This window comes from Ornithinimicrobium avium (genome assembly GCF_003351765.1).
Classification (GTDB): domain Bacteria; phylum Actinomycetota; class Actinomycetes; order Actinomycetales; family Dermatophilaceae; genus Ornithinicoccus; species Ornithinicoccus avius.
On the sequence record NZ_CP031229.1, the window covers coordinates 20982 to 38642 of the forward strand.

The 17661-nt window shown below is 72.1% G+C and carries 15 protein-coding genes; 7 read left to right on the forward strand and 8 right to left on the reverse strand.

Annotated elements, in window-relative coordinates:
• Positions 1–11: 11 nt before the first annotated feature.
• The 4 genes from DV701_RS00080 (at position 12) to DV701_RS00095 (ending at position 4435) form a co-directional block, all read left to right on the forward strand.
• The gene (locus DV701_RS00080; protein WP_162802729.1) at positions 12–908 is read left to right on the forward strand and encodes an AEC family transporter; all 897 of its coding nucleotides are present in this window, start codon (positions 12–14) and stop codon (positions 906–908) included.
• 60 nt (positions 909–968) lie between these two features.
• Entirely contained in the window at positions 969–1190 is a 222-nt protein-coding gene (locus DV701_RS00085; RefSeq protein WP_114926569.1) for a DUF3046 domain-containing protein, read from the forward strand.
• A gap of 66 nt (positions 1191–1256) precedes the next feature.
• Positions 1257–1733, forward strand: coding sequence for a hypothetical protein (locus DV701_RS00090; protein ID WP_114926570.1), 477 nt, complete (start codon positions 1257–1259; stop codon positions 1731–1733).
• Positions 1734–1918: 185 nt separating this feature from the next.
• Positions 1919–4435, forward strand: coding sequence for an HNH endonuclease signature motif containing protein (locus DV701_RS00095; RefSeq protein ID WP_162802730.1), 2517 nt, complete (start codon positions 1919–1921; stop codon positions 4433–4435).
• A gap of 84 nt (positions 4436–4519) precedes the next feature.
• Here DV701_RS00095 and DV701_RS00100 read toward each other — a convergent pair whose 3' ends face one another.
• Both DV701_RS00100 and DV701_RS00105 read right to left on the reverse strand, forming a co-directional pair.
• Entirely contained in the window at positions 4520–5635 is a 1116-nt protein-coding gene (locus tag DV701_RS00100; RefSeq protein ID WP_114930457.1) for an aspartate-semialdehyde dehydrogenase, read from the reverse strand.
• Positions 5636–5640: 5 nt separating this feature from the next.
• Positions 5641–6912, reverse strand: coding sequence for an aspartate kinase (locus DV701_RS00105; protein ID WP_114926572.1), 1272 nt, complete (start codon positions 6910–6912; stop codon positions 5641–5643).
• Between the two features lie 445 nt (positions 6913–7357).
• Between DV701_RS00105 and recA the strand changes: the two genes are divergently transcribed.
• Together recA and DV701_RS00115 are read left to right on the forward strand one after the other, a co-directional pair.
• Positions 7358–8386: a recombinase RecA gene (gene recA, locus DV701_RS00110; RefSeq protein ID WP_407669380.1), complete on the forward strand. Its 1029-nt coding sequence runs from the start codon at positions 7358–7360 to the stop codon at positions 8384–8386.
• Positions 8386–9054 carry a regulatory protein RecX gene (locus tag DV701_RS00115; RefSeq protein ID WP_114926574.1) on the forward strand — a complete coding sequence of 223 codons (669 nt, stop codon included), beginning with the start codon at positions 8386–8388 and terminating at the stop codon, positions 9052–9054. The genes recA and DV701_RS00115 overlap by 1 nt, the downstream gene beginning before the upstream one ends.
• Before the next feature lie 25 nt (positions 9055–9079).
• On the opposite strand, the gene DV701_RS00120 is transcribed toward DV701_RS00115, so the two are convergent.
• The 4 genes from DV701_RS00120 to DV701_RS00135 form a co-directional block, all read right to left on the reverse strand.
• Positions 9080–9913: an ABC transporter ATP-binding protein gene (locus DV701_RS00120; RefSeq protein ID WP_228255116.1), complete on the reverse strand. Its 834-nt coding sequence runs from the start codon at positions 9911–9913 to the stop codon at positions 9080–9082.
• Positions 9910–11016: a taurine ABC transporter substrate-binding protein gene (locus DV701_RS00125; protein ID WP_114926575.1), complete on the reverse strand. Its 1107-nt coding sequence runs from the start codon at positions 11014–11016 to the stop codon at positions 9910–9912. Before DV701_RS00125 ends, DV701_RS00120 begins: the two co-directional genes overlap by 4 nt.
• Positions 11017–11107: 91 nt before the next feature.
• Entirely contained in the window at positions 11108–11884 is a 777-nt protein-coding gene (locus DV701_RS00130) for an ABC transporter permease (protein ID WP_228255117.1), read from the reverse strand.
• A 238-nt stretch (positions 11885–12122) separates the two neighbouring features.
• Complete coding sequence (locus tag DV701_RS00135) at positions 12123–12695, reverse strand: DUF5709 domain-containing protein (RefSeq protein ID WP_202863582.1); 573 nt, start codon at positions 12693–12695, stop codon at positions 12123–12125.
• Between the two features lie 88 nt (positions 12696–12783).
• Between DV701_RS00135 and miaB the strand changes: the two genes are divergently transcribed.
• A complete protein-coding gene (gene miaB, locus DV701_RS00140; RefSeq protein ID WP_114926576.1) occupies positions 12784–14316 on the forward strand; it encodes a tRNA (N6-isopentenyl adenosine(37)-C2)-methylthiotransferase MiaB in 1533 nt (510 codons plus the stop codon).
• A 15-nt stretch (positions 14317–14331) separates the two neighbouring features.
• Here the strand turns inward: miaB and DV701_RS00145 are convergent, their stop codons facing one another.
• Complete coding sequence (locus DV701_RS00145; protein ID WP_162802731.1) at positions 14332–16785, reverse strand: hypothetical protein; 2454 nt, start codon at positions 16783–16785, stop codon at positions 14332–14334.
• Positions 16786–16993: 208 nt separating this feature from the next.
• On the reverse strand, positions 16994–17575 hold the full coding sequence (locus DV701_RS00150) for a PGPGW domain-containing protein (protein WP_228255118.1): 582 nt from the start codon (positions 17573–17575) through the stop codon (positions 16994–16996).
• Positions 17576–17661: the final 86 nt, after the last annotated feature.

Consider the following 17661-nt stretch of genomic DNA (forward strand, 5'->3'; position numbering starts at 1 on the left):
TAATGCACGTCGTGGTGGCCGTCCTGCAGGGCTTCTGGCTGATCGCGGCGGTGATCGCGGTCGGCTGGCTGCTGGCGCACACCGGCATGTTCGGACGCACCGAGCAGCAGGTCCTGGCACGGCTCACCTTCTGGGTCGGCTCCCCGGCGCTGCTCTTCCTCGTCGTCGGGGACGCCGAGGTGGGCGTCATCTTCTCCGGGTTCCTGGTCGCGACGGTGTCGGGCGCGGTGGTGACGGGTGCGGCATACCTCCTCGTGGCCCGGCTGGTGCTGCGGCGGCCCGCGACCCACGCGCTCATGGGCGGGATGGGCGTGAGCTACGTCAACGCCAACAACCTCGGCCTGCCGATCGCGATCTACGTCCTCGGGGACGGGTCGTGGTCGGCGTCGATCATCCTCGTCCAGCTGCTCGTCCTGCAGCCGACGTGGCTGGCGGCCCTGGACGCCAGCCAGCAGGGGCGCGTGTCGCTGCGGAGGGTGCTGCGCTCGCCGGTCACCAACCCGCTGACGATCGGCAGCCTCCTGGGCCTGGGCGTCGCGCTGACCGGGATCGAGCTGCCCGGCGACGTCCGGGCGCCGATCGAGCTGATCGGGGGGCTGGCGATCCCGGGCATGCTGCTGGCGTTCGGGATCTCGATGCGGCTCTCCCCGGTGCCGAGGGGGAAGGGCAACCTCGCCGAGCTCGGCGTGGTCGTGCTGCTCAAGCTCGGGCTGATGCCGGCGGTCGCCGCCCTGGTGGCCGGTCCGGTTCTCGGGCTGCCCCACGACGCCGTGCTGGCCGCCGTCGTCATGTCCTCGCTGCCGACCGCCCAGAACGTGTTCATCCTCGCCGTGGCCTACGGGCGCGGGAGGACATCGCCCGCGACGCCGTGCTGGCCACGACCCTGCTGGCGATGCCCGCCATGCTGATCGTGGTCGCGCTCGCGGGAGGGGTATGAGGTCGGGCCCCTCGCCGAGTAGGGTGCGCGGGTGCGACTGAGCGAGTTCTGGGCCCTGATGGAGCAGGAGTTCGGGTCGGGGTATGCCGTGGTCGTCGCCCGCTCGCACGCCCTGGGGGCTCTCGACAGCCGGACGGCGGCCGAGGCGCTCGAGGGGGGCGTGCCGCCGCGGCAGGTGTGGCGCGCCGTGTGCGCCGACCTCGACGTGCCGGACGAGCACCACTACCTGCCCGATCCCAAGCGCAAGGACTGACGCGCGCCGTGCTGCTGGGGCGGACCGCCAGGTGACAGACGCGTCCCGCCGGGCCAGAGTGGGCACATGAGCGAGCACACGTCTTCGTCCACGCTGTCCGAGGCAGACCACCAGCTGGTCCGCCGGTCGGCCTTCGGCGCCATCGCCCTGGTGTCCCAGGCCGAGCCGGGCTTCTTCGCGACCTTCAAGGAGTCCATGGCCGGGTCCAGGGCGCTCCAGGAGGCGCCGGAGGATGTCAAGGAGCTGCTCGAGCAGGGTGGGTTCCCCAGGCCGCCGACCGGGACGCCGGAGGAGGTACGCGCCGAGGTGCTCGCCGACCTGCACCGGGTGATGCAGGTGCTGAACGCCAAGGCGCCCGGCCAGGCACGTGGCTTCCGGCAGGTGGTCCTGGCGGCGGCAGACAGGGTCGCCTCCGCGTCCGACGGGGTGGCTCCCGAGGAGATGGCGGTGATCGAGGAGATCCGCCACGCCCTCGACACCGGGATCGCCGGTGAGCCGTCCACCGGTGATTCGGCCGCGGACGCGCCGCGGTCGGACTCCTAGGCGCCGCCGCGTCGACGCGAGGCCGTCCCGCTGGCTGCCCCTGGGAGGCACCACATCTGCGAAATACGTTCGAGGCGTACGGCGCGTCGGGACAGGTGTGTCAGACAGGTGTTCTAGTCTGGTTTCTACGTCGAGGTGGTGGCTGGAGGCACTGGACCCCGCCGGGGGCGTGGGAGGAGGGCAGCATGTCGGACACCGAGCGGGGCGCGGGTGCGCTCAGCGCGGCCGAGGTCGTGCTGCAGGACGTGCTGGACTCCTTCGTGCCGGACGGGGCGGACGTGCGCTGGCTGGCGGGGCTGGGGATCTTCTGGGAGCCCGGACCGGCACCGGATGCGGCGCAGCGCGACCCGGCGGAGGACGTCCCGGCGGAGGACGACCCGGCGGAGGACGACCCGGCGGGGGATGCGGCGGTGCGGTTGCGGGCGGCCCTGGCCGAGGTCGGGGTGGAGCCGCAGGCGGTGGAGATGTTCGCCCTGGCCGCGCAGGCCGCCGGGGCGCTGGCCCGCGGTGAGGACCTGGCCAGGATCACCGGCGCCACCGCCGCCGGTCAGGGGGTCGACGGCACAGCCCTCGAGGGCGGGCGCGACCGCGCTGGCCGCGCCGCCTCCGGGGTGCTGGGCCTGGTCGAGGCGCTGACCTGGTTGGGCGCGCACCTGGACTCGGCCCTGGTCCGGGTGACCTCGGACCTGTCGGTGCGCAACGGACGGATCCTGCTGGACCGGCGCGGTGTGGAGGACCCCGGCGCACTGACGTCCGACCAGGCGAGGCGGTGGCGCTCGCGGACCAGGTCGGTCACCCGCCGGGAGATCGAGGCCGCCACCGGGTGGGGCACCGGAGAGGTGTCCGACCTGGTCGCGCTGGCCAACGCCCCGGCCGGCGTGGCCGAGCCGGTCTGCGCCTCGATGGCCGCCGGGGTCACGCCCTGGCGGCTGGCGCGGCGCTTCTTCCGGGAGATGGGCCACCAGGGGCACGCGGACGCCGCCGACGTGGCCGAGCACCTCTTCGGGACCGACCCCGAGCAGGTGTGCACCGACCGGCTCGACCCCGACGGGCACGTCAAGGACGGCCCGTGGGAGCACAGGGCGTTCTACCGGGCACTGGAGGGGGAAGCCACCAAGCTGGCCTCCCGCGACCCGCAGGCCGCGGCCGGGGCCAGGGCGAGGGCCCACGAGCGGCGCGACCTGCGCGTCAGCATCGATGCCGACGGCACGGGCACCATCCGCCTCACCGGCACCGCGGCCCAGGCCGCCGCGATCGCCGACCGGATGGAGAAGGCCGCCCGCGCGGCCCGCGCCGCCGGGGACGAGCGGCCCCTGTCCCAGCTGCGCGCCGACATCGCCCTGTCCCTGCTCATGCACTCCGTGCTCGACCTGCCCGGGGGCTTCCCGGAGGACTTCGAGGACCTGGTCGCCACCCGGTGGAGCGAGCAGATGAAGGCCGTCCTGCTGGCCCTGCCCAAGGCCGTCCTCAACGTCATCGTCCCCTTCGACGCGTTCGTCCACTCACCGACCAACCCCACCCTCACCACCCGGACCAGCGGCATCATCAACGCTGCGCCCGACGGTGCCGGCACCATCGGCAGCGCCCCCGGACGGAGCGACCCACCAGGCAGGTGCCCGAGCTGCGGACACCCGGCCTCGCGGGGCGAGGCGTTCCGACCACCCAAGGAACCGCCCGAGACACCAACCGCTGCCCGGTGCGTTCCGGAGGAGGTGCTGAGCGTCGGGATGGTCACCGGCGCCTTCCCGCAGTTCCTGACCGCGGACGCGGTGCGCGAGCTGGCCCTGTCCCCGGGCACGACCCTGTACCGGTTGCTGACCGACCCCGCCGACGGGCGCTGCGTCGAACGCTCGATCGCCTCCTACGCACCGGACGCCGCGATGCGCGCCCAGGTCCACGCCGCCGACGTGACCTGCCGGGCCCCCGGGTGCGACCGGCACGCCCCCTACACGCAGCTGGACCACGTTATCGCCTACAGCGCTGGCGGACCGACCAGCGAGGTGAACCTGCAGGACCTGCACACCGGCCACCACGACCCCAAGACCCAGGGCGAGTGGACCGCGGTCATGGACGCCAACCGTGACATCACCTGGCGCAGCCTGCTGGGCCGGATCTACCGCACCCGTTCCCACGACTACCGCCAGTACTCCACCCTGTTGCGCCAGGCGCTCGACCGCGTCGAGCAACACACCGAGGAGCTTCTCGCCGCCGACGCCCGAGCCCGCCAGGCGGCCCGCGACCAGGGCCGCCCGACGAGCAGCACCGACGCCCGCGGCCAGACCCGGGCCAGCGCCCCGATCACCCGCGAGCAGGCACTCGCCGACGCCGTGGACCGGGCCGTCTACCAGGCCCTGACCCACCGCCCACCGGCCCGACCGCTGCGCGGCGGGGAGGACTTCCCCGACGCCGACACCCACCCCGCCTACCTCGGCTGGGACATCGTCGACCTGACCCACACCCGCGATGACGGACGCCGACGCCCAGGGGCAGACCCGGACACCGCCCGCGCCGAACGAGAAGCCCAGCAGGCGGCCCAGACCGACCTGGACACACGCACCCGGCCCACCATGGGCGCCGGGCCAGACCCGCTCAGCGGGAGCACCGGGACACGGAGCGCGGGCACCGGGACACAAGGTGGCCAGCCGCGCACCGGCAGGACCACCCAGCCACCCGACCCGAACGACCAACCACCACCGTTCTGACCGAAGGGAGACCGCGGCCCGACCGTTGGACCGGCGCCCCGTCGAGCGGTCGCCGCGACGGAACGGCGCGACTGCTGTCCCGCCTCAGACGAGGTCGCGCTCGAGCAGCGTCTCGGCGAGCTGAACGGTGTTGAGCGCAGCTCCCTTACGGAGGTTGTCGTTGCTGACGAACATCACCAACCCACGTCCGTCCGGCACACTCTGGTCGACCCGGATCCGGCCGACGTAGGAGGCGTCCTTCCCAGCAGCGGTCAGCGGGGTGGGCAGGTCCGCCAGCTCGACGCCCGGAGCGTCCGCGAGCAGCTTCGTCGCCTGTTCAGGGGTGATCGGCCGCGCGAACTCCGCGTGCAGGGCCAGGCTGTGACCGGTGAAGACCGGGACCCTGACGCACGTCCCGGCCACGGCGAGCCCGGGGATCCCCAGGATCTTGCGCGACTCGGTGCGCAGCTTGACCTCCTCGGAGGTCTCCCCGTCCTCGACGAGGTCGCCGGCGAGCGCGACGACGTTGAAAGCGATCGGTGCCACGTAGGCCTCGGGCGCGGGGAGGGCGACCGCGGACCCGTCGTGCGCCAGATCCTCGATGCGGGAGTCGCCCTCCACGGCCTCGCGCACCTGCCCTCCCAGCTCGTCGACACCGGCGACGCCCGAGCCGGACACGGCCTGGTAGGTCGCCACGCGCAGCCGCTCGAGGCCGGCCTGCGCGTGCAGCGGAGCCAGCACCGGCATGGCGGCCATCGTGGTGCAGTTGGGGTTGGCGACGATGCGCGCGCCGCCGTCGCGGACCGCCAGCTGCAGGGCGTCGGGGTTGACCTCGCTGACGACCAGGGGCACGCGCTCGTCCATCCGCCAGGCGGAGGAGTTGTCGACGACCACGGCCCCGGCCTCGGCGAAGCGTGGCGCGTGGACTCGCGACGCCCCGCCGCCGGCGGAGAAGAGGGCCACGTCGATGCCGGAGAGGTCCGCGGTCTCGACGTCCTCGACCACGATCTGGCGAGGTGCGTCATACCCCTCGAGGCCGTTGACCGAGCCCTCCCAGGGCAGCTCGGAGCCCGCGGAGCGCGCCGAGGCGAAGTAGCGGATCGAAGCCACCGGGAAGGCGCGCTCGGAAAGGAGCGTGCGCAGCACCCCGCCGACCTGGCCCGTGGCGCCGACCACCGCCAGGTGCAGATGCCTGCCCGCGTATGCCGTCTCGTGCGTCATCGTGCTCATCGTCCTGTCCCGCCGTAGACCACGGCGTCCTCGTCGGCGTCCAGCTCGAACGCCGTGTGCACCGCCCTGACCGCATCCTCCAGGTCGACCTGGTCGCAGATCACCGAGATGCGGATCTCGGAGGTGCTGATCATCTCGATGTTGACCCCCGCGTCAGCCAGCGCGGCGAACAGCCGGGAGGCGACCGAGGGGTTGGACCGCATACCGGCGCCGATGAGCGACAGCTTGCCCACGTGGCTGGTGTAGAGGACGTCGGCGAAGCCCATCTCGTCCTGCAGCGCGCGGACGGCGGCCACGGTCGTGCGTCCGTCGGCCTCGGGAATCGTGAAGGAGATGTCCGAGGTGGCGGCGTCCGAGGTCGACACGTTCTGGACGATCATGTCGACGGACACCCCTGCGCGGGCGACGGCGCCGACGACGGCGGCGGCGGCGCCCGGCCGGTCGGGTATGCCGACAGCGGTCACCTTCCCCAGCGACCGGTCGTGCGCGATCCCGGAGATGATCGGTTCTTCCATGGTGTCCTCCGTCAGGGGTCGGCCGGTCAGGATCCGCGTGCCCTCCTGGTCGGAGAAGCTGCTGCGGACATGGAGCGGGACGTTGAACCTGCGCGCGTACTCGACGGCGCGAAGGTGCAGGATCTTGGCGCCGTGGGCGGCCATCTCGAGGGTCTCCTCGATGGTGAGCCGGGTGACGCGGCGGGCGCTGGGCACGATGCGCGGGTCGGCGGTGTAGAGCCCGTCGACGTCGGTGTAGATCTCGCAGACGTCGGCGTCGAGCGCTGCGGCCAGCGCGACCGCCGTCGTGTCGGAGCCGCCGCGGCCGAGGGTGGTCACGTCGTCGTCGGTGGAGATGCCCTGGAACCCGGCGACGATCGCGACGCTGCCCTCGTCCAGCGCCCGGCGCACGCGGGCCGGCTGCACGTCGAGCAGCCGGGCGCTGCCGTGGGCGGTGTCCGTGCGCATGCCAGCCATCCAGCCGGTGAAGCTCCGGGCCGGCACCCCGAGCTGCTGGACCGCCATCGCGAGCAGAGCCATCGACATGCGTTCCCCGGCGGAGAGGAGCATGTCCATCTCGCGCTCGGGCGGGACCCCCGGGGCGACCTGGGCGGCCAGGTCGAGCAGCTCGTCGGTGGTGTCTCCCATCGCCGACACCACGACGGCGACCTGGTCGCCGGCCTCACGGACAGCGACGACCCGACGGGCGACACGGGACATCGCCGCGGCGTCGCTGACCGACGAACCGCCGAACTTCATCACGAGCAGGGCCATGGAGCTTCCTGGTGGCAGGGCTTGGGTGGGCACGGGAGACGGCGGTGTCGGAAACCCCGGATGGCAGACCAGTGTAGGGGTGGCGGCAGACCCGGTTGACGTCGGGGAAGCGCGCCGGGGTGCGCAGACGATCCGCGACACGCCGAAACCTGCTCTCGCCTTCGTACAGGCTTTCGATCTACTGTTGTCCACATGGCGCCTCCCGCAGCGCCCGTCGTCCACAGCCTCCAGGTGGTCGACCGGGTCTGTCGGTGGCGGCGCCTAGCGTCTGATCGGACACGGAGACAGACGTCCTCGCAACGGGGGCGACGACCGGAGGTCGGTCGAAGGTAGGCGCGCCCATCACGAGACGAAGGAGCAGACGATGGCTCAGAGCAAGACAGCCCAGACGGCCGCGACACGGGGAGCGGCGGGCAGCGACAAGCTGCGGTCGCTCGATGCCGTCATGGCGCAGATCGAGAAGCAGCACGGCAAGGGCTCGATCATGCGGCTGGGGGACGAGGACCGGCCGCCGATCCAGGTGATCCCGACCGGGGCGATCGCGCTCGACGTCGCGCTCGGCGTCGGCGGTCTCCCGCGCGGTCGCGTGGTGGAGATCTACGGTCCGGAGTCCAGCGGCAAGACCACCGTCGCTCTGCACGCCGTCGCCAACGCCCAGCGTGCCGGCGGCATCGCCGCCTTCATCGACGCCGAGCACGCGCTCGACCCGGAGTACGCCAAGAATCTCGGGGTGGACACCGACGCGCTGCTGGTCAGCCAGCCGGACACGGGCGAGCAGGCGCTGGAGATCGCGGACATGCTGATCCGCTCCGGCGCGCTGGACATCGTCGTCATCGACTCGGTGGCGGCGCTGGTCCCGCGGGCGGAGATCGAGGGCGAGATGGGCGACAGCCACGTCGGTCTCCAGGCGCGACTGATGTCGCAGGCCCTGCGCAAGATCACCGGGGCGCTGAGCACGACCGGCACGACCGCGATCTTCATCAACCAGCTGCGCGAGAAGATCGGCGTCATGTTCGGCAGTCCGGAGACGACCACGGGCGGCAAGGCGCTGAAGTTCTACGCCTCGGTGCGCATCGACGTGCGCCGTATCGAGACGCTGAAGGACGGCACGGACGCGGTCGGCAACCGCACGCGCGCCAAGATCGTCAAGAACAAGGTGTCCCCGCCGTTCAAGCTGGCGGAGTTCGACATCCTCTACGGGCAGGGCATCTCCCGCGAGGGCGGGCTGATCGACATGGGCGTGGAGCACGGCTTCGTGCGCAAGTCCGGCGCCTGGTACACCTACGAGGGCGACCAGATGGGGCAGGGCAAGGAGAACGCCCGCCAGTTCCTCAAGGACAACCCCGACCTCGCCGACGAGATCGACAGCAAGATCAAGACCAAGCTCGGCATCGGCGTCCCCCGCCCTGCAGCCGCCGACGACCTCCCGGCCGGGGTGGACCCGGTCACCGGTGAGGTCTCGGTCGACTTCTGATGGCCGCCGACGCCGAGCGGCTGGACGCGGCGCGCGAAGCACTGGCGGCGGCGGAGGCCGCCGCCAGTGCCTCCGGGCTCCGGCCCGCCGAGGAGAAGCGACGAGGCGGACGAGAGCCGGACGGCGCAAGTTCAGGCGGCGGACCGCCGGGTAGGGGGCTCATCGGCGCTGGACGTCCCGGAGAGCCGGACCCGCACGACGTCGCCCGGCGTAGCGTGCTCCGTCAGCTGGCGATGGGGCCGCGCACGCGCAAGCAGCTGGAGGACAAGCTGCGCGACCGTGGCACGGCTCCCGACGTCGCGGCGCGGGTGCTCGACCGGATGGGCGAGGTCGGCCTGGTCGACGACGAGGCGTACGCCGAGATGTTCGTCCGCTCCCAGCAGGAGACCAAAGGGCTGGCCGCCAGTGCCCTGCGGCACGAGCTGCGCCGCAAGGGGGTCGCCGACGAGCTCGTCGACGCCGTGCTGGACGAGGTCGACCCCGAGCGCGAGAAGGACCAGGCGCGGGCTCTGGTCACGCGGCGGCTGCGGACCATGCGCGGCCTGGACCGGGAGGTCCAGACCCGCAGGCTGGCGGCCTACCTGGCCCGAAAGGGCTACGGCTCGTCGGTGTCCTACCAGGTGGTGCGCGAGGCGCTCGACTCCCTGCCCGAGCACAGCCGGGACTGAGCCCGCGACCGGCTGTGCCGGCCGGTCAGTGCTCGTCCTCGCGGATCGCCTCGCTGATGCGGTCGCGCAGCTGTGTGTACTCCGGGACCGAGCGCAGCTCGTCCAGCAGCAGCCGGTCGTAGTGCGAGGAGATCTGCACCGGCTGGTCCATCACGACACGGCCGGGGCGGGGCGACATCACGATGACCCGGTCGCCGAGGAAGACCGCCTCGTCGACCGAGTGCGTGATGAAGAAGATCGTCTTCTTCTTCTGCCGCGCGATCGTGAGCAGCTCGTTCTGCAGCCGGTGCCGGGTGATGGCGTCGAGGGCGCCGAACGGCTCGTCCATCAGGATGATGCCCGGGTCCGTGGCCAGGACCCGGGCGATCTGGCAGCGCTGCTGCATACCGCCGGAGAGCTCGTAGGGCTTGGCGTCCATGAACTTGACGAGCCCGACCAGGTCCAGCGCCTCCTCGGCCGCGGCGCGGCGTTCCGCCGCCGGCGTGCCGCGGAAGCGCAGGCCCAGCTCGACGTTCTTGCGGACGGTGAGCCAGGGGTAGAGGTTGGCCTGCTGGAAGACGACGCCGCGCTGGGCACCGGGGCCCCGCACCGGCTCCCCGCCGGCCAGGACCTGACCGCCGGTGGGCCGCAGGAAACCGGCGATCGCCTTGAGCAGCGTGGTCTTGCCGCACCCGGAGGGACCCACGACGCACACGAACTGGCCCGCCGGGATCTGCACCGAGGTGTCGGCCACCGCGTGCACGACCTCGCCGGCGTCGGTGATGTAGCGGTGGGAGAGGTGGTCCAGGGTGATCCCCACCCCGGAGGACACCGCTGCCTGCGATGGCTGCGGGGCGCCGCCCTGCGCCGGGACGCTCACTGTCCGACCTCCTCCAGGGCGGTGGAGTAGACGCCGTCGGCGTAGTGCTGGGGGTCGGCCACCTCGTCGATCTCGCCCTGCTCGGCCAGGAACGTGGCGGTCTCGGACAGCACGTCGGCCATCTCCTGGCCGCCGTAGTAGTCGGCCAGCTGCGTCTTGGCGTCGGGGTAGGTGTAGCCCTTGAACTGCTGGAGCACCTGGTCCGGCGTGATCCCGAGCTCGGCCGCGACCGGGACGGCGGCCTCCTGCGGGTGCTGCTGGATCTGGGTGCTCGCATAGTCCTGGATGCGGGTCCACATGACCATGAACGCGGGGTTGGCCTCGATGAAGTCCCGCTTGGCGATGGCCAGGTCGAAGGTGGCGAAGCCCAGGGCGGCGGCGTCGGCGTTGGACATGATGCGCGTGGCACCGTCGTCGAGCAGCTGGGTCAGGGTCGGCGCCCAGGTCCAGGCCGCGTCCACCTCGCCCCGGTCGAAGGCGGCGACGATCGCGTCGGGGGAGAGGTTGACCAGGTCCACCTGCCCGGTCATGCCCTCGTCGCCCAGCACCTTCAGCAGGGAGAAGTGCGCGGTCGAGGAGAACGGCACCGCCACCTTCTTGCCCTTCAGGCCGGCCAGGTCGGTGATGCTCGGGTCCTTGACGACCAGCGACTCCGCCTCACCGATGACGTCGAAGATGTAGACGGTCTGCACGTCGATGTCCAGGGGCGCCGACATCGCCTTGACCGAGGGGCTCGACCCCGCCAGGCCGATGTCGACCGAGTTGGAGCCGAAGCCCTGGATCGCCGCACCGCCGGACTCGAAGTTGATCCAGCTGATGTCCGCGTTCGGCATGCAGGCCTCCAGCAGGCCTTCCTGCTTCACCAGCAGGTCGCCGTTGGGGATGCTCTGGTAGTCGATCCGTACCGTGGTCTCGATGCTCTCATCGGGCTCGCCGACGGGGCAGTCCGAGGTCGCGGCCGTCGAGCCCCCGTCCCCGTCGCCGGCGTCCCCGGCGGGGGCCTCGGCCTTGCCCGCGCCGCACGCGGACAGCGCGGTCACGGAGGCCAGGAGGGCCGCCAGGGTCAGGGTCCGCGTGCGGCGGGTGCTGGTCCGGGTGGTCATGGGTGGTTCTCCTTGGTCGGTGTGCGATCGGTCTGGTGTGGTCGGGGGGAGGTGAGGTATGGCGTCGCGCGGGTGGGGGAGATGGTCGGGGTCAGGCCCTGCCCTGCCAGGGCACGAGAACCTCGCCCAGCCGCTTGATGGCGGAGTCCAGCGCGATAGCCGCCAGCCCGATGACGATGATGCAGGCGATCACCAACGGGGTGCGCAGCTGGACACCGGCCTGGTAGGCCAGGCCGCCGATGCCGGGCAGTCCGTTCTGCAGCTCGGCGGCGACCACCGTGGTCCAGGCGAAGCCGACCGCGATGCGCACGCCGTTGATGATGTCGGGCAGGGCTGAGGGCAGCACCACCTGGGTGGCGACCTGCAGCCGGCTGGCTCCCAGCGAGCGTGCCGCGTGGATCCGGTCCTCCCGGTTGTTGCGGATCCCGTTGATCGTCGCGATGACGATCGGCGGGAAGGCCGCCAGGAACAGCAGCCAGTACTTCGACAGGTCACCGATGCCGAACCACACGATGAGCAGTCCCAGGTAGCCCAGCGGCGGCAGCGAACGGATGAAGTTCAGGTAGGGCTCCACCGCCACCCGGACCCACCGGATGCTGCCCATCAGGAAGCCCACGACCGGACCCAGGACGACGGCCGCGCCCACCCCGACCGCCATCCGCTGCAGCGAGGCCAGCAGGTGGCCCCACAGGTAGTAACCCTGCTCCCCGCAGACGATCCGTTCGGAGTCGGCGCTGATCGGTCGGCACCGGTTGGCGTCGACGAAGGCGTCCCACACCGCGCCCGGACCGGGCAGGTAGAGGGGCCGCACCAGCTCGGCCCTGGCCACCGCCCACCACACCACCATCAGCACGGCGAAGACACCCACCTGCAGCCCGAGGGCGAAGGTGCGGTCCCAGCGGCGCCGGGAGCGGTGGTGCGTCGAGACAGCCCGGGAGCGTCGCTCCTCCTGCTCGGCGTCCAGCTCCGGCGGCGGCTGTGGGCTCAGTTCTGGATCTGCCGTCGAGATGGCAACGCCCTTCCGTTCTGCAACGTCGGTCGCCGGACAGAGTAGACCCCTCCGGTGGGTACCTGCCGCATCTCGGTCGGCCGGAGAAGGTCTCCGGCTACTCGTCCTCGTGGGGGACGGGCTCGTCGGAGGGCTGCCACTCGACCTCGGTCAGCTCGTCCGCGTCGTCGATGTCGACGTAGTGCATGGCCGACTCCTCGGCGGTGTCCCAGCTCGTGGCGGACCCCTCGTTGGCGACCATCTCGGCATCGATGTCCTCGGTCAGGCCCTCGTCCGGGGCGACGATGCGGCCCACCCGCCGCGGCGTGTCGTCCTCCTCGCGCAGCTGGGCCCGGATCTCCTCCACGTCGTCACCGCTCATCATGCCGTCGTCCTTCTCCCCGTCGTCCATAGCGTCCGACCACCCGGCCTCGTCGTGCGGGGCCCCGTAGGCCGTGTAGGGATCCGGCAGCTCCTGCCGGATGCGCTGGTCGATCGTCTCACCGTCGGCCTGCTCGCGCGCGGTGACGCCGAACGCGGTCGAGCCGTGGAACCGGTCGGGCGTCCGGTAGCCACGGTCCAGGGGGTCGCCGTCACCGTCCAGCGTGTCCGCCGAGGACAGCTGGTCCTCCGGGTCGACGCTGTAGACGCCGAGGTCGTCGCCGATGGTCTCGCGGTCGTTGGGGATCATCACCGTTCCCTTCGCTGGCCGGCCCTCGCCGGGTGCCTCCATCGTACGTCGGGGCTACCTGCGCGTGCGGGCTACCCTGGAGGGCGCGATGGACACCACGACCAAGACCTACGACGTGCGCACCCACGGGTGCCAGATGAACGTGCACGACTCCGAGCGGCTCGCCGGACTCCTCGAGACGGCCGGCTACGTCGACCTGGCCAGCGTGCCCGAGGGCGAGCGGCCCGACGTCGCCGATGTCGTCGTCTTCAACACCTGCGCCGTGCGGGAGAATGCCGCCAACAAGCTCTACGGCAACCTGGGCCAGCTGCGCCCCGCCAAGGAGAAGAACCCCGACCTGCAGATCGCGGTGGGCGGCTGCCTGGCCCAGAAGGACCGCTCGAGCATCGTCGAGCGCGCGCCCTGGGTCGACGTCGTCTTCGGCACCCACAACGTCGGCTCGCTGCCGGCGCTCCTGGACCGGGCCCGGCACAACAAGGCGGCCGAGGTGGAGATCCTGGAGTCCCTCGAGGTCTTCCCCTCCACCCTGCCGACCCGCCGCGACTCCGCATACTCGGCATGGGTGTCGATCTCGGTGGGCTGCAACAACACCTGCACCTTCTGCATCGTGCCCAGCCTGCGCGGCAAGGAGAAGGACCGCCGCCCCGGCGAGATCCTGGCCGAGGTCGAGGCGCTCGTCGCCCAGGGCGTGGTCGAGATCACCCTTCTGGGACAGAACGTCAACAGCTACGGCGTGGAGTTCGGCGACCGGCTCGCCTTCGGCAAGCTGCTGCGCGCGTGCGGCGAGGTCGAGGGCCTGGAGCGGGTGCGCTTCACCAGCCCGCACCCGGCCGCCTTCACCGACGACGTGATCACCGCGATGGCGCAGACGCCCAACGTCATGCCGAGCCTGCACATGCCGCTGCAGTCGGGCTCCGACCGCGTGCTGCGGGCGATGCGCCGCTCCTACCGCAGCGCGAAGTTCCTCGGGATCCTCGACCGCGTCCGCGAACAGATCCCGGGCGCCGCGATCACCACCGACCTCATCGTCGGCTTCCCGGGGGAGACGGAGGAGGACTTCCAGGACACCCTCGACGTGGTCCGCGCCTCGCGGTTCTCCAGCGCCTTCACCTTCCAGTACTCCATCCGCCCCGGCACCCCTGCGGCCGAGATGGACGGTCAGGTGCCCAAGGAGGTCGTCCAGGAGCGCTTCGAGCGGCTCATCGAGCTCCAGGAGGAGGTCTCCTGGGCCGGCAACCGCGAGCTCGAGGGCCGCGAGGTCGAGGTGCTGGTCGCGCCCGGCGAGGGCCGCAAGGACGCCGAGACCGAGCGCCTGTCCGGCCGTGCCCGGGACAACCGCCTCGTCCACGTCGCGGTGCGCGCCGGTGCCGACCGGCCCCGGCCCGGTGACGTCGTGACCGTGGCGGTCACGTACGGCGCACCGCACCACCTGATCGCCGACTCCGGCGTGCAGGGCGGGGTGTATGCCGTGCGCCGCACCCGCGGCGGCGACGCCTGGGAGGCGCTGCAGGAGGGGAGCGCCCCGGGTGCGACCCGCAAGCCCGCGGTGAGCCTGGGCATACCCACGGTCGGCGCGCCGCCGCGGCGCGAGGTGGCCGTGCCCGCCTGCGCGGTCGACTGAGCTGCGGACCGACGGTCAGGACCCGGGGCTGACGTCCGCGGGCCGAAGGGTCCCGCTGACAAGGACGGTGACCTGCCCGGTCTCGCCGACGTCGGAGTCGTAGGTCCTGGGCTGCCAGGTGCTCTTGCAGTCGAAGGTCAGCTCGCTGCGGTCGTCGGTCCACCGTCCCGGCAGGCCGCCCGTCCCGCCCGGCATCGCGAACCGGTCGCCGGGGCCCCCGAGCCAGAAGCGTCCCTCGACGGGGCAGCTCACGCTCCACATGACGGTGTCGGTGGATGTCTCGTCGGGGATGTCCGGCCTCCTGACCGTGGTCCGCCTCTCGATGGGGATCTCAGCCCGCAGCACCGGTCCGTCGGCGGTGAGGTCGATCCGCACGTAGTCGCTGCTGGTGACCGTCCAGCCGCCGTCCTCGCCCGTGCCCACGCCGACGCTGTCCGCGTCGATCTCCACGTCCGCCGACAGCTCCTGCGTCGTCGTCCGCGCTCCGATGCAGGGGTCTGCCGACGGGCCCACGCAGGCCTCGTACTCGTGCTCACCCACCATCGTCCACCGCGATCCTGCGTTCGGGTGGTAGTCCGGGCTGGTGGAGAGCTCGCCCGGGACCGGCTTGCCCACCGCGACGTGCAGGACGCCGCGCAGATGGGCCTGCGCCCGGTCCGGTACCGGGATCTGGTCCGGCGGGCTGTGGTAGTCGCCGGTGAGGCTGATCGTCACGTCCCCGGCGAGGCCGTCGCACCGCGGCTCCTTGGCGCGCTCGACCGTCAGCTGACCGGACGTGCTGTCGGCAGCGTCCAGGGAGGTGTTGGAGATGGCCAGCAGCAGCTCACCGCTCGCGCAGAGCGAGGTTCGGTCCAGGTCCACCGACTGGCGGTGGTAGCGGTGGTCCGCGCGCTCGGTGCGGACCAGCGCCGCCACGGACGGTTGCTCGCCGTCCGCGCGGGCCAGGTCCCCGGTGATCTCCACCGCCACGTCCTCGTCCTCGCTCCCAGGCAGCGAGACGCGCAGGTAGCGGTACCCGAGGCCGGGGATCGGGTCGTCGCCGAGGACCGACGCGAACTGCCCAGGTTCCAGGACGACCGTGGGCATGCCGGGAGTACTGCCGTCCGGGAAGTGCGGGTCGAGGCTCTCGAAGCGGGGGGTGATGGGATCGCCGGGGAGATCCGCGTTGAGCATGCGGACGACGAAGTCGGAGAAGATCGCGGAGACCGACGTGACGTCGTCGATCGCCGAGATCACCGCGCCGGGTTCGTCGCCGGAGGACTCCAGCGCGGTCCACGTCGTGAAGATCCACTCGGCACCGCGCTCCTGGTGCATGAAGAGGGGCCAGAGGTAGGCGGCGTACCGCTGCGTGCCGGGCACCTCCGCCACCAGCGACACCGCGCTGTCCTGGAGGTCTGAGAGCCATTCCTCGTGCACCGCGGCGGACCGTTCCGGGACGTAGAAGATCTCGGACCAGACCGCGCTGGCCTCGTCGAACCACCGGTCGGCCACGTTGGCGTGATGGGCGTACTGCAGGCTGTGGAACAGCTCGTGCACGACGTCGCGTTCTGCTGCCGTCGGATCCTCGAGCCAGGACGCGTTGAGCAGGATGTAGGCGCTCGTACCGCTCGCCGGTCGTGGGTCCGGACCGAACTCGCCGTCGAAGTCGTAGCCGCGGGACTGAAGGGTGATCCCGCCGGTGAGGGGGCTGTCGATGCGCTTCGGGGTGCAGGCCCCCACCAACGGACAGTCGCGCGCAGGGGCGAGCCAACCGGTCGGCAGGATGTAGATGTCGATGTCGGTGTCCGCGCGCTGCGCCGGGTCGGCGCCCGGTTGGTCGGGGATGGGCTCTCCCAGGCCCGCTGGCGCCGGGAGCATCATGTCAGGCGCATGCTCCTGCACGATCCGCGACACGGTCTGGATGGCCGTGTCGGCCGGTCCTGCCCCCTGGTCCTTGCAGGCCCAGACCCGGAAGGGCGTCGACCCGGCCGCCTCCCAGGTCCAGCCGTCAGCGCACCGGCGTCCGTCCTCGGAGCTGGTGTCCGCGCCGAGGTAGGCCGCGGACACCGTGCGGTGGCTCGCCACGGCGTTGCCGCCGACGGAGAAGGCGCTGGCCGGGTCGGTGGGCCTGAGCAGGAAGGGTTGGATCTGCGCGGCGACCTCCGCAGGCAGCTCCTCGAGCGTGTCGCGCAGCTGTCGGAACAGTCCCAGGTCGTGCGGCTCCGGCGCCCCTCGAAGGTCGTCAGGCAGCGCCGGATCACCGAACTGAGCCTGCACCCTGTGCAGCAGCGAGGTGGGCTCGTCGAGCTCGCCCGAGGCGACCGCGGCGGCGATCAGCTCTGAAGACGTCGGCCCGGCTTCCGCAGGGGTCGGGCCTGCGTCCGGGGCAGGATCGTCCGATGCCTGGGAGTCGCTCGCCGAGGGCGGCGCGTCCCCACCTGACGTGGTGCCGGAGCCTGGGTCGCAGCCCCCGAGGATGACCGCTGCCACCAGGGCGCAGGCCAGCCGTGCCCACAGTGCCTGAGCCGACCAGGCATGGCGCGACAATGTCATCACCTTCCGGTTCATCGCCCTCGGGGCGCGTGCCGATCATCGTTCCCGCCGCGGGTGCGGTGCCCGTGGGGCACCGGACGGGGCCTGCAGGCAGCATAGGGGAGGCGGAGGCGACGCGGCCGTGCTCCGGGACGCTCCTGGTGGGTCAGGACCGACGCGCGCGGCGCGCGCCGCGGGGGCGGCGCGGAAGGCTGGGCGGCCGGTGCTCGTCGTGCATCCGCGACAGGCGGTGGCGCGCCCGGCGGCGGAACGCGACGCGCACCCTGTAGCGGGCCCGCATCGCGGCCACCTCCGCCACGGCCGCCGGGCGGCGGTAGAACCGGTGCACCGAGAACGCGAGCAGACCGAGCCCGAGCACGCTGGACAGGATCATCGTGATCCCGACGGCCGGACCGCCGAACAGCCACAGCGCCTCGTGCACGGGCCACCAGTGCGGCCTCGGGGGCGAGGCCACCCAGAACACGCCGACGGCGGCCACGGACAGGGCGGCGAGCACCGACAGGGTGATGCGCAGCCAGCTCTGCGTGCCCTCGACCGCGGCCTGCCAGGCGCGGACCCGCACCGGCTCCAGCAAGCGGCGGGCCCACGGGTACTGCGTCGAGAGCAGGACCAGCCCGGCGAGGGTGAGGAGCAGGCCTGGCCCGGGCAGGAACAGCGCCAGGATCCCGAGCACGAGCACCGTCCAGCCGAGCGTCTCGAGCGCGAGGCGCTTGGCTGCGTGGGTCACAGCTCCCAAGCGTAGTGCCGTGCCCTGACGCTCCCCTGGACACCGACCGGGAAGGGGGAGGGCAGCGTCGCGGCCTACGATTGAGC

Excerpts from the sequence above, each read along its gene's own strand:
- DV701_RS00090 (WP_114926570.1), top strand. The coding sequence starts at position 1,257 with ATGAGCGAGCACACGTCTTCGTCCACGCTGTCCGAGGCAGACCACCAG.
- DV701_RS00095 (WP_162802730.1), top strand. The coding sequence starts at position 1,919 with ATGTCGGACACCGAGCGGGGCGCGGGTGCGCTCAGCGCGGCCGAGGTC.
- DV701_RS00100 (WP_114930457.1), bottom strand. The coding sequence starts at position 5,635 with ATGACGCACGAGACGGCATACGCGGGCAGGCATCTGCACCTGGCGGTG.
- DV701_RS00105 (WP_114926572.1), bottom strand. The coding sequence starts at position 6,912 with ATGGCCCTGCTCGTGATGAAGTTCGGCGGTTCGTCGGTCAGCGACGCC.
- recA (WP_407669380.1), top strand. The coding sequence starts at position 7,358 with ATGGCGCAGATCGAGAAGCAGCACGGCAAGGGCTCGATCATGCGGCTG.
- DV701_RS00115 (WP_114926574.1), top strand. The coding sequence starts at position 8,386 with ATGGCCGCCGACGCCGAGCGGCTGGACGCGGCGCGCGAAGCACTGGCG.
- DV701_RS00125 (WP_114926575.1), bottom strand. The coding sequence starts at position 11,016 with ATGACCACCCGGACCAGCACCCGCCGCACGCGGACCCTGACCCTGGCG.
- DV701_RS00135 (WP_202863582.1), bottom strand. The coding sequence starts at position 12,695 with ATGATCCCCAACGACCGCGAGACCATCGGCGACGACCTCGGCGTCTAC.
- miaB (WP_114926576.1), top strand. The coding sequence starts at position 12,784 with ATGGACACCACGACCAAGACCTACGACGTGCGCACCCACGGGTGCCAG.